The 14,500-nt window shown below is 69.6% G+C and carries 11 protein-coding genes; 6 read left to right on the top strand and 5 right to left on the bottom strand.

What is annotated here, in order from left to right; genetic code table 11:
• Positions 1-312: 312 nt before the first annotated feature.
• The 6 genes from HUX53_RS38300 to HUX53_RS38275 all read left to right on the top strand — a co-directional run bounded on the left by HUX53_RS38300 (position 313) and on the right by HUX53_RS38275 (position 5,829).
• Entirely contained in the window at positions 313-1,116 is an 804-nt protein-coding gene (locus HUX53_RS38300; protein WP_309237631.1) for an SAM-dependent methyltransferase, read from the top strand.
• Between the two features lie 22 nt (positions 1,117-1,138).
• Positions 1,139-1,780, top strand: a complete 642-nt coding sequence (locus tag HUX53_RS38295; protein WP_176408160.1) for a nitroreductase family protein — start codon at positions 1,139-1,141, stop codon at positions 1,778-1,780.
• Between the two features lie 121 nt (positions 1,781-1,901).
• Positions 1,902-2,882, top strand: a complete 981-nt coding sequence (locus HUX53_RS38290) for a patatin-like phospholipase family protein (RefSeq protein ID WP_176408159.1) — start codon at positions 1,902-1,904, stop codon at positions 2,880-2,882.
• A gap of 30 nt (positions 2,883-2,912) precedes the next feature.
• Positions 2,913-4,403, top strand: coding sequence for a glycosyl hydrolase 53 family protein (locus tag HUX53_RS38285; RefSeq protein ID WP_176408158.1), 1,491 nt, complete (start codon positions 2,913-2,915; stop codon positions 4,401-4,403).
• Between the two features lie 36 nt (positions 4,404-4,439).
• A complete protein-coding gene (locus HUX53_RS38280) occupies positions 4,440-4,940 on the top strand; it encodes a helix-turn-helix transcriptional regulator (RefSeq protein WP_176408157.1) in 501 nt (166 codons plus the stop codon).
• 19 nt (positions 4,941-4,959) lie between these two features.
• Positions 4,960-5,829, top strand: a complete 870-nt coding sequence (locus tag HUX53_RS38275) for a M23 family metallopeptidase (RefSeq protein WP_176408156.1) — start codon at positions 4,960-4,962, stop codon at positions 5,827-5,829.
• 47 nt (positions 5,830-5,876) lie between these two features.
• Here the strand turns inward: HUX53_RS38275 and eccCb are convergent, their stop codons facing one another.
• The 5 genes from eccCb to HUX53_RS38250 all read right to left on the bottom strand — a co-directional run bounded on the left by eccCb (position 5,877) and on the right by HUX53_RS38250 (position 14,331).
• Positions 5,877-7,667 (bottom strand): type VII secretion protein EccCb, encoded by a 1,791-nt coding sequence (gene eccCb / locus HUX53_RS38270; RefSeq protein ID WP_176408155.1) that lies wholly within the window; start codon positions 7,665-7,667, stop codon positions 5,877-5,879.
• Positions 7,664-10,237 carry an FtsK/SpoIIIE domain-containing protein gene (locus HUX53_RS38265; RefSeq protein WP_176408154.1) on the bottom strand — a complete coding sequence of 858 codons (2,574 nt, stop codon included), beginning with the start codon at positions 10,235-10,237 and terminating at the stop codon, positions 7,664-7,666. Before HUX53_RS38265 ends, eccCb begins: the two co-directional genes overlap by 4 nt.
• 22 nt (positions 10,238-10,259) lie before the next feature.
• Entirely contained in the window at positions 10,260-10,646 is a 387-nt protein-coding gene (locus HUX53_RS38260) for a hypothetical protein (protein WP_176408153.1), read from the bottom strand.
• A 129-nt stretch (positions 10,647-10,775) separates the two neighbouring features.
• On the bottom strand, positions 10,776-12,335 hold the full coding sequence (locus HUX53_RS38255; protein WP_176408152.1) for an alpha-L-arabinofuranosidase B: 1,560 nt from the start codon (positions 12,333-12,335) through the stop codon (positions 10,776-10,778).
• A gap of 286 nt (positions 12,336-12,621) precedes the next feature.
• Positions 12,622-14,331, bottom strand: a complete 1,710-nt coding sequence (locus HUX53_RS38250; RefSeq protein WP_176408151.1) for a hypothetical protein — start codon at positions 14,329-14,331, stop codon at positions 12,622-12,624.
• Positions 14,332-14,500 lie beyond the last annotated feature (169 nt).

Genomic DNA, 14,500 nt, shown 5'->3' with positions numbered 1-14,500 from the left:
TCTCCTCAGTGGGGGGAGCGGCCTCGAAACTTTTCGATAGCTTTTCGAGAGTAGACAGGAAAATAACCCCAAGCGCCCCTACCGTCAACTACTTGCATGGACTTTCAGTGGTCAGCCCGTCGTGGCACGATCCACCACCGTGATCGTTCCTTCGAAACCTTTCGAGCCGCCGCGCCGGCACGGCTGGCCGTCCCCCCGGCCGCTGTGGGCCATTTGCGCTGCGCGCCCCGGGACGCGGAATTACGATCATTCGATCGGCCGCGAATTCTTCGCGGTGGGGGTCGGTGCGCGCGCGGAAGAGAGGCCGAACTGGTGACGGGCGACGAAAAGGCGACCGACGGCCCGCGGGCGGACGCCGCGCACCCGGCCCGGATGTACGACTACTACCTGGGCGGCAGGGACAATTACCAGGCCGACCGGGTCGCCGCCGAGGCGGCGCTCGGTGCGGCGCCCGAACTGCGGGCCATCGCCCGGGAGAACCGCGCGTTCCTGCGCCGCGCCGTCCGCCACCTGGCGGACTCCGGCGTCCGGCAGTTCATCGACATCGGCGCCGGGCTGCCCACCCGGGAGAACGTCCACCAGGTCGCGCAGGAGATCGCGCCCGAATGCCGCGTCGTCTATGTGGACAACGACCCGACCGTCCTGGTGCACGCGCGGGCCCTGCTCAGCACCCACCCGCTCGGCCGGATGGCGGTGGTGCAGGCCGACGTCCGCGACCCCGAGCGCCTCCTCGCCGACGACCAGGTCCGGTCGCTGATCGACTTCGCGCGGCCGCTCGCGGTGCTGCTGGTGTCGGTGCTCCAGTTCGTCCCCGACCGGGAGCCGCAGGACGTCGTCGCCCCGCTGCGGGACGCCATGCCGCGCGGCGGGCACCTGGTCGTCTCCCATCCGACGCAGGACTTCCGCGCCGGGCAGGTCGGCCAGGTCGCCAGCACCTACCACCGCGCCAAGGCCCCCGCGGTGGCGCGCCGCAAGGCCGAGATCGAGCGCGCCTTCGCCGGCTTCGAGCTGCTGGAGCCCGGCATCGTGCAGACCCCGCTGTGGCGCCCGGACGGCCCGGTCACCCCCGACCTCCCACTGATCTGGATGTACGGCGCAGTCGGCCGCAAACTATGACCATCCACCCTTGGAGGGTCATATGGACGTCATTGCGGCCATGAGGACAACGGGTACGTGCCGCTACTTCCGCGACGACCCGGTGCCGGACGAGGTGCTCACCCGGGCGTTCGAGGCCGCCCGGTTCGCCCCGCAGGGCGGCAACCGGCAGCCCGTCCGCTGGGTCGTCGTCCGCGACGGCGACCGCAAGCGGCGGCTCGCCGAGTGGTACCTCGGGCCGTGGAAGGCGTACCTGGCCGGCATCGGGGCCGGCGAGATCGGCGTCGGTGCGCTACCGAAGGCCGTCACCGACGCCGACCATTTCGCCGAGCACCTGCACGAGGTGCCGGCCATCGCCGTCCTGTGCGCCGAGCTGGACGGCCTGCACCCCACCGACCTGGACCTCGGCCGCTTCAGCGTCGTCGGCGGCGGCTCCATCTACCCGACCGCGCAGAACTTCTGCCTCGCGCTGCGCGACCAGGGGGTCGCAACCGCGCTGACCACCCTGCTCGTCCACGCCGAACCGCAGGTCAAGGAGCTGCTCGGCATCCCGGACGGCGTCATCACCGCCGCCCACATCGCGGTCGGCTACCCCGCCCGCGGCTTCCCCGCCCGGCTGAACCGCCGCCCGATCGATGAGATCGTCTTCGCCGAGACGTACGGAAATCCTTTTTCCGGCGGCTGATCCGCAATAAAAGAATGCCCGGGTGGGCATCTACCGAGTAGGCAAGCGGAACATCTATCCGGGGGTCTTCTCGTTCCTCTGCCGAATAGCACCGCGCCTTCGGCGGCGGAAGGATAAGACCATGAACGCCTGCGCGGACCTCGTCCTGGAAGGCGGCGGAGTAAAGGGCATCGCGCTTGTCGGCGCGATCGCCGAAATGGAGGAGCGCGGATACCGATTCGGCGCTCCCGCGCGCATCGCGGGAACGTCCGCCGGCGCGATCGTCGGATCGATGCTGGCCGCCGGAATGCCCGTCCCGGACATGGTCCGCGTCATGCGCGAAGTCGATTACCGCTCGTTCCAGGACGGGTCCCGGTTCGCCGTCGTCCGCGGCATCTCCCTCCTCGCCACCCTCGGCATGCACAAGGGCGACACGCTGCACCGCTGGATCGCCGCGCGGCTCAAGGACTGCGGCGTCGAGACGTTCGGCCAGCTCAAGCTGCACGACCCCGGCTCCGCGCTGCCGCCCGAGCACGCCTACAAACTCGTGGTCGTCGTCTCGGACGTCAGCAGCGGGCGCATGGTGTGCCTGCCGTGGGAGTACGAGCGCTACGGCCTCGACGCCGACGAGCAGTCGGTCGCGGACGCCGTGCGCGCCTCCGCGTCCATTCCCGTGTTCTTCCGCCCGTGCCGCATCTGCCGCGACGACGGCCGCAAATGCGTGCAGGTGGACGGCGGAATGCTGTCCAACTACCCGATCACCATCTTCGACCGCGAAGACCGCGAGCCCCGCTGGCCGACGTTCGGCGTGAAACTGTCCGCGCGTCCCCAGCCCGGCCTTTTCCGCCAATGGCGCGGCGTCCGCGGCCCCATCGACTACGGGCGGGCGCTCGTCTCCACGATGGCGGAGGCGCACGACCGGGTGCAGATGGACGAGCCGTCCATCGTGGCCCGCACGATGTTCGCCCGCGCCGGCGGCGTCCTCGCGACCGACTTCGACCTGGACGCGCAGACCCGCGATCGCCTCTACACCGCCGGACGAGAGGCCGCCGCCCGCTTCCTCGACCACTGGGACTACGGCGACTACCTGGCGAAATACCGCCACGTCCCGGCAGCCCATTGACAGATTTGATCAAGCGTTCATTGTGAGGGCGTGATACGTCGCGCAATGACCGGCGCGGTGCTCGCGGCCTTCGGCATCGCCGTCCTGGCGACGGCCGGCCATGCCGATGCGCCGCGCGTGCCCGAAGTGAACCTTGCCCTTTCCGGAACGGCCACCGCCGACGGGCAAACTGCCCCGGCCGCCGTCGACGGGAACGCCTCCACGACCTGGTGCCCGGCGACTCCGTCGGGGACGCTCACCGTCGACCTCACACGTCCCCGCCGGCTGACCGGCTTCGGCGTCACCCTGCTCGGCGCCGTCTCGGCGAAGGTCGTGATCGCCACGGCGACCGCTCCCGGCCGTTTCCGGGTCGTGCGGCGGGCGGAGGTCGGGGCGGGAGCGACGTCCTGGCTGCCCGCGCGCACCCATGCCCGATGGGTGCGGCTCTCGGTGACCGGCGAGGACGGCGGCACGCCCTGCGTCGGCGAATTGCGCACCATGGGACATGGCCCGCGCATGATCATCGGCCATGACCTGTCGTTCGCCGTCCAGGAGAAGACGGCCGGTGCCCGTTACACCGACCACGGCCGGGCGGCGCCGCCGGAGCGGATCCTCGCGGCCCACGGCGCGAACTACGTGCGCCTCCGGCTCTGGGTGAACCCGCCCGCCGGGTACAGCGACCTGGAATCCGTCCTCACCATGGCGCGCCGCGCCAAGGCGGCCGGGATGAAACTGCTCCTCGACCCGCACTACAGCGACTTCTGGGCGGACCCGCAGAAGCAGCCCGTCCCCGAAGCGTGGGCCGACCAGGACCTTCCGACCCTCGCCAACACCGTCCGCACCTACACCCGCGACGTCCTGAACCGGCTGCGCGCCCAGGGGACGCCAGCGGACATGCTCCAACTCGGCAACGAGATCCGCAACGGAATGCTCTGGCCGACCGGGCAGATCGACTGGTCAGCGGGCACCGGCTGGGACGCCCTCGGCACCCTGTTGCGCGCGGCCGCCGCCGGAGCGCGCGACGCCGCAGGCCCGACCCCGCGGCTCGTCGTCCACTTCGACCAGGGCGGCGACAACGCCTGGAGCCGGACGTTCTACGACCACATCGTCGCCCAGCGCGTCCCGTTCGACGTCATCGGGCTCTCCTACTACCCGTTCTGGCACGGCACCCTGTCCGACCTGCGCGCCAACATGAACGACCTCGCGGCCCGCTACCGGCGGGACGTCGCGGTCGTCGAGACCCAGTACGGCTGGACGCTCGACAACGGCGACGATCTCGGCAACTTCCTGTGGCAGGAGTCGCAGCTCGTCCCCGGTTACCCCGCCGATCCGGACGGGCAGCGCGCCTTCCTCTCCGACCTGCTGTCCATCGTCGCCGCCGTCCCGGACGGGCGCGGTGCGGGCGTCTTCTACTGGCAGCCCGAGTGGATTCCCGGGGTCGGGTGGGCGCCTGGCGAGGGCACGCCCAACGACAACCTCACGCTCTTCGACTTCGCGGGGCGGGCCCTGCCGTCCCAGAACTTCACCGCTCCCACCAGCTGACTTGAAGGATTTACGTAATTACGTAGTATTGGAGTCGTGGCTGAGGAGAACCTGGCGGATCGCGTCGCGCGCCTGGAGGAGCGGCTGGACCGGCTCGAAGGGCCGCGACCCGTGGTCGCCGAGCCGGACGCGGACGACACCTTCTGGGCCCTGCACGGCCTGAAGGACCGCGCCGCCGACCCCGGCGCGGTGCTGTTCACCGGCTCGGTGACGCTGCCGGCCGGCGAGCACTACGAGTGGCAGCAGGGCCATCTGGTGGACGACCTGCTGGCGGACGACTGGTCGCAGGCCGCCGAGACGCTGAGCGCGCTCGCGCATCCCGTCCGGCTGCTGCTGCTCCGCGAGATCCTCCAGGGCGCCCGCACCACCGCCGAGCTGGCCGCACACGAGCGCCTCGGCACGACCGGCCAGCTCTACCACCACCTGCGCCAGCTGGTCGCGGCCGGCTGGTTGCGCACCACCGCGCGCGGGCAGTACAGCGTCCCGGGCGAACGGGTGGTGCCAGTACTCACCGTGCTCGCGGCGGCCCGCCGCTGACACACCGATCGGAGGGAACATGCTCAGGACGATCGCCCGCTTCAGGACGGTGCTCCTCCTGCTCGGGATACTGCTGTGCCTCACCGAACAACTGCACGGCGTCGGCGCGCTCTTCTGGGTGGGAGTCGTACTGATCGTCGGCGGGATCGTGCTGTTCTTCGTGTCCAGCGGCGGTGCGGACCGGCGGCCGGTCGTGGTGCGCAGCCCGGTCCGGGGACGCTGGGTGCCGGTCAACAGCCCTGCCGACAAGGTCCCCAGCCACGGGACGCACGAGCTGGGGCAGACGTATGCGATCGACCTCGTCCACGTTCCCGATGGGACGCCGGCGTGGAACCCGCTCCGCCGGTGGCCGCTCGCGGCACGTCCCGCGACGTTCCCTGCCTTCGGGCAGGACGTCCTGGCGCCCGCAGACGGCGTCGTCGTCCAGGCCAGCGGATGGCAGCGCGACCACTGGAGCCGCAACTCCTTGCCGGGCTTCCTCTACCTGCTGGTCGAGGGCATGGTCTTCCGGCAGTTCCTCTCGCTGCTGACCCTGTCGGGTGGACGGTTCGTCGTCGGCAACTCCGTCACCCTTGACCTGGGCGACGGCGTGTACGCGGTCTTCGCGCACCTGCGCCGCGGCTCCGTCCGCGTGGCGAAGGGCGACCGCGTCCGGGCGGGCGACGTGCTCGGCGAGGTCGGCAACTCCGGCAACACCTCCGAGCCGCACCTGCACTTCCACCTCATGGACCGGCCCCGCCCGCTGGCCGCCGCCGGCATCCCGTTCGCCTTCCGCTACGAGGCCGGCGGCCGCACCGAGACCGGCGTCCCCGGCGCCCGCACTCCGTTCACCAGCCCGAGCCCCGAGGCACCGGCGCCCGCTCACCCCCGAGTGGAGAGGCCACTCTGAAGAAATGCCAGAGTACCCGGGCCAGGCCGAGGAGTACCCGGCCGCGGTCATGCCTGCGACGAGGTGACCTGGGCATCTCCTGGCCGTGGAGGTGGCTGGAACAGCGCCGTCTGGACGAGTCTTCGTCCCACGCTCCGATGGACGAGCTGTCCACGGCCCCGTGGGAGCCGCCGCGGTTCGAGACCGAAAAGCCTTCCCTCCTCTTTCGGCCCGGACATGACCAGCGCGGGGGACGCCATCTCCTGGAGCCTCATGATCATGGGATCGAGGATCGCCCGCCCCGCTCCCGCCATCGAGCGGGCCAGGATCAGGTGAAAGCCGATGTCGCGGGCCTGTGGCAGCAGTTCGACGAGAGGTGCCAGCGCGTTCCCCGACGGTGTGGCGACGAGGTCGTAATCGTCCACGATGAGATAGAGGTCTGGACCTGACCACCACGACCGGTCGCGGAGCTGCTCCGGAGTCAGCTCGGGTGACGAGGGGAGGCGCTTCTCCATCGCCCCGTATATGTCCTTGATCAGCCCGGTCGCCGCCGCCGGGGAGGCCGCATAGCCGAGGATGTGCTCGGGATCGGCCGAGTCCAGCAGCGAGCGGCGGTAGTCCACGAGGATGATGCGGGCTTCCTGCGGCGTGTGCCGGGTCTTGATTCCATGAATCAGTACCTGCAGCAGGTTGGACTTTCCGCATTCGCTGTCGCCGAAGACCACGAAATGCGGATCTCCGGCGAAGTCCAGGACGACCGGCGAGAGTGCCTCCTCCTCTATACCGATGGGGATACCGCGTTCCGGCTCGGTGGGGAGGGTGTCGAACGGGAGTAGTTCGGGAAGCATCCGAACCGGCGGTGCGGGCGGTCCGTGCCACGCCTCCTTCACTGCTTGGACCATGGATCGGATGCCCTGTGCCAGATCGTCCGCAGAGGTGGTGCCGTCGATTCGGGGCAGTGCGGAGAGGAACTGCGATCCGTCGGGCGTGATTCCTCGTCCCGGACGTCCCTCCGGCACGAGCGCCGCCGCCTTGGGGTCGAGCTGGGATTCAGAAGCGTCCGGCAGCCGCAGTTCGAGGCGGTTCTGGAACAGTTCTCTGATCTCGGGCCGGATCTCCGACCAGGACCCGGCCGTGACGACCAGGTGAAGGTCGGCCATGAATCCGGCGCCTGCGAGATCGACGACCATGTCCTCCAGTCCCTCGTCGACGTCCCGGAGTGCCCCCCAGTGGTCGATCACGAGGAATACGTCGCCGTACGCGTCGGCGGCCAGATCATTCGTCCTGACATGCTCCATCCAGGACGCCGCAGTCGTGATTCCCTCGTCGGCGAATTTGCGGCGTCGCGACTCGATGAGCGCGACGAGTTCGGCGATCGTGCGGTGCACTCGTTCCGGTTGCAGCCGGGACGCGACGGACCCCACATGGGGCAGTTCGGCAAGAGCGCTGAGCGCGCTCCCGCCGAAGTCCAGGCAGTAGAATTGGGTCTCCGCAGGCGTATGCGCGAGCGCGATCGATCCGATGAGGCTTGCGGCCAGGGTCGACTTCCCGGAGCGCGGCCCGCCGACGATGGCCAGGTGCCCGGTGGTCGGGCTGAACGACAGTGCATCGAAGGCTTGCAATTTGGGCCGGTCAATGATCCCGACGATGGGGTGGAGACCGGCGTACCGGTGCCTTTTGGCTAGGTTGAGGCCCCGGTCGGGCGTCCGCTGGAGCGGAGGCAGCAGCTGACCCAGCGTGGACGGCTCGTTCAGCGGCGGAAGCCAGATTCGACGGGCGGGCGTCCCCTGCCCCTGGAGCCGGTCCAGGATGAGATCGAGCGGGGACTCGCCGCTGCCGGACGTGGACGAACCTGTCACGGACGCCGCCCTCCCGACACCTGCGCCGCCTGCAAACCGACCATCGTGTCGGTACCGAACTTCAAATAGCCACGCCCCGGCTGGTTCGGCAGGGTGTAGGCGTCCGGCACACCGAGCATCATCCGCGATTCTTCCGCTGAGAAGGTCCGCATGACGATGCGGTATGTCAAATAGATCCCCAGCCGGCGGGATGTCGCTTCGTCGAAACGCTGCGAGGCCAGCAGCAGATGGACGCCCAGTGACCGGCCCCTGCGACAGATGTCCTCCAAGCTGTCCGCGAGCACCGGCCGGGATGACAGCAACTCGGAGAACTCGTCGATCACGATGAGCAGCGCGGGCAGTGGTTCGAGTTCGGCGCCCTGTGCGCGGGCCTCTTCATAGGTCCACTGCGTGCCGTGCTCACGGGACTGCACCAGTTGCCGTCGGCGGGACAGTTCGGCTGACAGCACATCGCGCAGCCGGTCGATGAGCGGAAGTTCCTCCACCAGGCCGGTGATGACCGCCGACACATGCGGAAGACGCTCGAAGCCCCCGAACGTACTGGCGCCCTTCCCGTCGATGAGGAGGAAATTCAGCACGTCCGACGAATGGGTGACGGCGAGACCGAGAACGAGCGTGCGCAGCAGTTCGGACTTCCCCGACCCGGTGGCTCCGATGAGCAGCCCGTGGGGGCCGACACCGCCCTGCGCCGTCTCCTTGAGGTCCAGTTCGACCGGTCTGCCGAGAAGGTCCACGCCGATGGCGGTCCGCAGCAGTTGGCCGCGCGTGCGCTGCGACCAGGTACTGGGCGCATCGAACGTTGCCGGATCGTGAATGCCGATGAGGTCGAGCAGCCCCGGGGAGAGCATGGTGGGCCCGGCGTGGTCGTCCATCGCGGGGATCTCCGGCCCGTGCCACGCCGCCGCGATCTTGCCGACCAGCGCGTCGACCGCCGCCGAGTCGTCCTCGGATGTGCCGTGGCCCCCTTCGGACGTCGCCGGTACCGCGATGCGCACGTAGCGTCCGCCGCGCGACAGCCCGAAACCCGGGCCACTCGGCGGGAGCGCGCCCGCCAACTGCGCGTCGATACGCGACTCCTGCGGATCGGCGAGGGCCAGCTCGACCCAGTTGCTCAGATGGGGAAGCAGCTCTTCCGGGATGTCGCCCCAGCGGTCGGACGAGACGGCGAGGTGCATCCCGTAGTAGGCGCCCAGTTGTGCGATGCGCAGGCACAGCCGGGCGAACTCGGGATAGCGCCCCTCGAAGTCCGGCCACGAGTCGATGAGGAGGAAGACCTCCCCGACCTTGTCGCCCGGAATCTCGCCGCGCAGCCTTCTGGCGCGGAACTGCCGCGGAGAACGGATGCGCAGCATGCCGCACACCTGCTCCCGCCGGCTCAGCAGGGCCGCCGCGCCCTCGACGATCTCCCGGACGCCGTCCCGCTCCGAGTAGTCGGCGACCTTGCCGACGTGCGGCAGCCCGGCCAGCCGCGCCAGCCCGTCCGGCTCGCCGTGCAGCGCGTAGATCTGCGCCTCCACGGGGGAGTGGGTGAGCGCCAGCGAGCACGCGAGCGTGCGCAGCACCGAGGTCTTGCCGCTCCACATTCCGCCGACGATCCCGACATGCGCGGCACCGCCGGAAAGGTCGAGCGTGAGCGTTTCGCGGAGCCCGTGCTCGGGGTCGTACATGCGGCCGAGCGGGACGGCGAAGGTGCCGTTGCGCGGCCAGCCCGGGGCGCACAGGCCACGGTCGTCCGTCGGCACCAGCGCCGGCAGCAGCTCGCCGAGCGGCAGGCTCTCCTCCCCGAACGGGTCGGCCCGCACGTCGGCCGTCCGATGCCAGAGCGCCGCCCTGGCGATCGGGATGTTGCCCTGCACGCCGGAGGTGAACTCGGTGGGCGTCTGCGGGACGCCCGACTGCCGCACCTGGTCCTGGATGTGGACGAACAGCTCATGGGCGGTGATGACGCCGTCGTTGTCGGCGTCCGCACGTCCCGTGCCGAGCCCGTCGATGATCGCCTCGGTGAAGACCGAGCGGAACGGGCCCGACCGGTTCGTCATGGTCTCGCCCTCGTAGGCGAACTCCAGGACGTCCGAGGCCGCCATCACGTACGTGCCCTTGCCCGCCGCCTGCGCGCTGAGCTCCCCGTCGTCCGGCGCCGCGAACGGCTCCATGCCCTGCACGAACGCGCCGCCGTAGCAGCAGTCGAGCAGCAGGATCTTCCCGGCGGCGCGGCACCGGCTCATCTGCTCCTCGACGAACCGCGCCGACACCGACGTCGACTCCGGGAGGTCCCGCCGCGTCCGGACGGTGGTGAAGAACAGCCGCCCGTGCTTGTCGCGGATCCCGTGGCACGACATGTAGAGCATCACGGTGTCGGCCGGTTCGCGCCGGGCGAAGAGTTCCTCGATGTGCTCCTCGATCGCGGCCTTCGGCTCGTTGGCCAGGACGAGGACCTGGTCGAAGTAGCCGACCGAGTCGTCCTCCAGCAGCGCGGCCAGCCGCCGGGCGTCCTGGGCGGGCGAGCGCAGCAGCCGCAGGCCCGGGTCGACGTACTCGGTCGTCGCGACCAGCAGGGCGATCCTGCTCATGCCGGGCTTCGGGACCCGGTCCTCAACCGTCCCCCTCGCGGCGCCGCAACCACTGGTCGATCAGCTCGCGCTGCTCCTTGGCCGAAAGGCCCTCCACGGCCAGGGAATCGTCGCCCTCGACCAGTTCCACCTTCCGTGCCTCGGTCCGTTTGCGCCATTCCGCGACCAGATCGACCAGCGCGCGCAATGCCGTCCGGGAGAAGACGCCGCTGACGACGAGCGTCCCGATCGCCATCAGCGTGCCGCTTTTGGCGCCCTCCGGCGAATCCCCGGCCTCGGGACGCTCGACCGACGTCACGGAATCGAGCAGTTTGAGCTCCGCCTCCAGGCTGCGGGTCAGCTCATCGAGTTCCTGGAGATCCTCGCCCTCAATGATCATCGAGATATGCGTCGCCCGCACGATCCTCACCCCGTCCGCTCGCCGTCGGCCGCGCCTGCATCGGCAGGTTAACCGTCCCCTTGACGGGCCTGCCACCATTTCCGCCGGACGGGACGAGAGCCGCCCACGGGCCTGGGGCGGCTCTCGTCGTTCGTGGGGTCAGGGCGTCCAGGGGGAGGAGACGGCCCACGTCACGTCGGCCGCCCAGCTCGCGGACGCGTCGAAGTCGTGGGAGCCGCCGTTACTGGCGATGTAGACGTTGTTGTTGTAATGGCGGATGAAGCGGTCCGGGAAGTTGTAGGAGGCGAAGGATGTCCCGCTTCCGCTCTTGCCGGCCTGTGGGCAGAACGTGGCGTCGGCGCGGAAAAGAGCGCTGCCGTCCATCGGCTGCCGGTAAAGCTGGTAGTTGGAGTGCCGGAGGAAGTCACCGGGGTAGTTGCGGGACTCGAACGACACGCAGGAATTGTTCGCCAAGCCCCGGCGGACGATCCAGGTTCCGTCGTTCTTGTCCAGCGACGAACTGCCCGACGAGATCTCCGACGTGACCGCGTTGTCGTTCTGGTGGCGGATGTACCGCGTGGTGCAGCAGGCCGTCGTCGCGCGCAGCGAGATGGTCGAACCGGGGTTGAGCGTGCCCGCGCCGACCGGGCTCGGCGCGCCGTAGCCGACCGAGACGATGTTGGCCTGCACGGCGTTCTCCGCCGCGTCGCTGGGCACTCCCGAGGTCATCACGCCCTCGAAGAAGTTGCCGATCGCGCTGTTGCTGTTGTCGCCGCCGATGCCGAGGATGATCGCGCCCTCCTTGTGCATCGGTGAATAGCCCGAGCGGGAGGTTGGCAGCGGCCCCGAGTAGACGGTGGACAACCCGCCCGACTGGCCGTTGCCATCCTTGAGAGCGAAGTAGTTCGTGCCGTTGTTCTTGAGCATCGCGGTCACGAACGGGTTCCGGTTGCCGGTGTAGCCGGAGTTCTCGCTGCCGCCGCTGTCGGACTGGAACAGGCCGTTCTCCAGATCGGCCATCACCCACGGACCGGACCCGTGGCACGGCGAGAACCAGCACAGGGTGCCGAAGTAGATGGCGTCCATGTGGCCGTTGCCGTTGTCCAGATTGTTGGTCTCGGCGTTGCCGTAGTCGAAGCAGCAGCCGCTGTTGAAATGCGTCCCGGAGGTGATCATGTACATGCCCTCCGGCTGGCTGCCGGTCGCGATGCCCGACGTCGAGTTGTCGCGGTATCCCATGCGTCCTGAGAACGACGCGCCGTAGACGGTGTGGCCGCCGGCGGTGATGGGCAGCGCGTCCGCCGGCACCGGGTCGTCCTGGCCGCCGACGCCGCCCGGTGGTGCCGGGGTCAGGTCGTTGTGCCGGGACGTCTGGTCGTAGATGACCGTGATGACGCAGGTGGTGCCCGCGCAGAACGAGTCCTGCGCACCGGCGTCGGCGTACCCGCCGGCCCCGAGCACGCCGATGTCGCGCGTCCCGCCGTCCGACGCGCGCCGCACCTGGTACAGGCGCCCGCCGTACGAGCCGAACAGCGCCCGGGTCGTGCTGTGCGCCGCGACGCAGGGCGTGCCGGCGGAGCCGTAGATGTCGCACGGAAGCGTCCCGGCCGCGAGCGCCCCGCCCGGCGTCCCGACCAGGTTCACGAGGCCGAGCGCGGCGACCACCGCCGCGAACAGCGCCGTTCTTTTCCACTGCGCGATCCGTAACCGAATTGCCATGGGAGCCTTACCTTTCTTACTCCTGGTTCTCATCAGGGCGGGGGACGAGGCGGAGTCGCAAGTTAGCGCTCACACAGGTGGTGACAAAGGGTGTCCATGTGCCTCGCCACCTGCGAGTCCGCCTGGCCTTTGCTTATGTTATCGCTAACATTCTGCTATCGAAGCGGCCCTCCCTGATCGGGTCGTGGTATAGGGCGGTGCAGTGAGCACATACCATGCCGCGAGCCCTGTCAAGGCTCAATTGCAAACTTGCAGTTCGCGGACTCTGCGAATGGGGTCGCGGGGGTCAGTTCAGCTCGATGTAGTCCAGTTCGGCGTAGCCGGTGCCGCCCGGGAAGTACGGCGATCCCTTGGCCAGCCGGATCACGCTGTACCCGGCGGGCAGGTTCACCGTCGTGGACACGGTCGCCCCGAACCGGCCCCAGCCGTCGGTGGGCGGGTAGCTGATCGTCGACCACGCGCCGCCGTTGTAGGCGATGCCCTGCGTGGCCGTCGCGCCCGTGCCGTTGGCGTAGCCGATCGTCATCGTGTACGTCCGGGCGGACGGGACGTCCACGATGAAGTCGACGTAGCTGTCGCTGCGCGGGTCGCCCGAGTTGTCGATCCGGCCGACGTAGCCGCCGTTCGACGCGCTGCCCGAGGAGAGCCGTTCCGCGCGGTACACCGACGCGTTCTCGGCCTCGTATCGCTGCTGGTAGGCGGGCACGCCGCCGGTGGGCTCGATCACCAGGTGGTAGGCGGAGTTGGCGTCCATGCCGGTGACCGGCACGGAGATCTCGCCGTTGCGCACGGCGTACGTCCTGTCCCAGACGGCGGTCGGCGCCGCGACGGCCGTGTGCCGCCCGGAGGCCGGCGTCGACTCCAGCCGCACCCGGACCGACGTGCCGAGCCCGCTCAGCCCGGTGACGCGGACGGTGTTCGCCCCCGACTCATGCCCCACCACCACGTTCACGATCTTGCGGGTGCCGTCGTAGGACGCGAAGCCGTCCAGCCCGGCCTGTCCGGCGGGAGTCGTGGCGACCATGTTGCCCGCCATGTCGCCGTACCACTTGTAGAGCCAGTACGTGCCGGTCGGCCTGCCGTTCGTGACGAGCCCGTTGAGCGTCCCGTACTCGTACCAGAACGCGCGGTCGGCCGAGTCGACGCCGCCGCGCTCGAGCTTGGCGATGAAGCTCGCGGCCGTGCCGGGCTGGTCCACGGCGGCGGTGCCCGCGTACTCGTTCACGGCGATGCGGCGGGGACTGATCCCGAGCGACCGCTCCAGCTCCCGGTAGGCGGCGACGTCACCGGCGATCGCGGACGGGTCCTGGGCCAGCTCGTGCCAGCAGACGATGTCGGGCAGCACGCCGTTGTCGCGCGCGTAGGTCAGGAACGACCGCAGGTAGCCGGCGTTGTACCAGCTCAGGCTTGGGCCGATGATCGGCGTGACCGGGTCCTTGGCGCGGACGCGCCGGAACGTGCGGGCCCAGCCGGCGTTGAAGTCGCCCGCCGCCGCGGTGTCCCACGTCCAGTCCGGCTCGTTCCAGAGTTCGTAGCCCTCGATGTTGCTGACGGACGTCCTGGCGAGCCGCGCGTCCACCTGGGCGTCGACCTTGCCGAGCCAGTCGTCCCAGCTCACCCACCGGTAGGGGAAGTCGGGGTAGATGTCGGGCATCCGGATGCTGACGGCCGCGCCGACCTTCTCGGCCTGCGGCGCGACGAGCAGGGCGTCGCCGGCCGGGGGCTGGCCGTTCGGCTCCTGCCGCACGCCGGGCGCCGGCTGGGTGACGTTGCGCAGGCGCAGCGGGTAGAGCAGCGAGTTGGCGGGCCGTTCGCCCTCGATCAGCCCGTACAGGCCGCCGGCGGCCACGTGAGTGACGGGACGGAACGGCGCGGCGACGTTCACGACGAGCGTGGACGCGTCGGCGTGCGCGGGGGCGACGGCGGCCGTCTGGGCGGCCGTGATCGCGCTCAGCGCGAGTCCGGTGGCGAGGAGCGTGCGGCGTCTGGAACTCATGGTTCACCTCTGGGGACGGCCTGTCTCTCATACCCATCTGCCGCTGACGACGAAGAGGATAGTGCAGAACCCGGCGACCGCACGCTCATCCATAAATAACACCAACTACAAGCACAACCACATCCAACACCACGAACAATTCAACCGACAACCAACAACACCACACACA

Source organism: Actinomadura sp. BRA 177, assembly GCF_013372625.1.
Lineage (GTDB): Bacteria > Actinomycetota > Actinomycetes > Streptosporangiales > Streptosporangiaceae > Spirillospora.
Note: the sequence above shows the minus strand (reverse complement) of the source record. Positions and strands in the feature narration are given on the sequence as shown.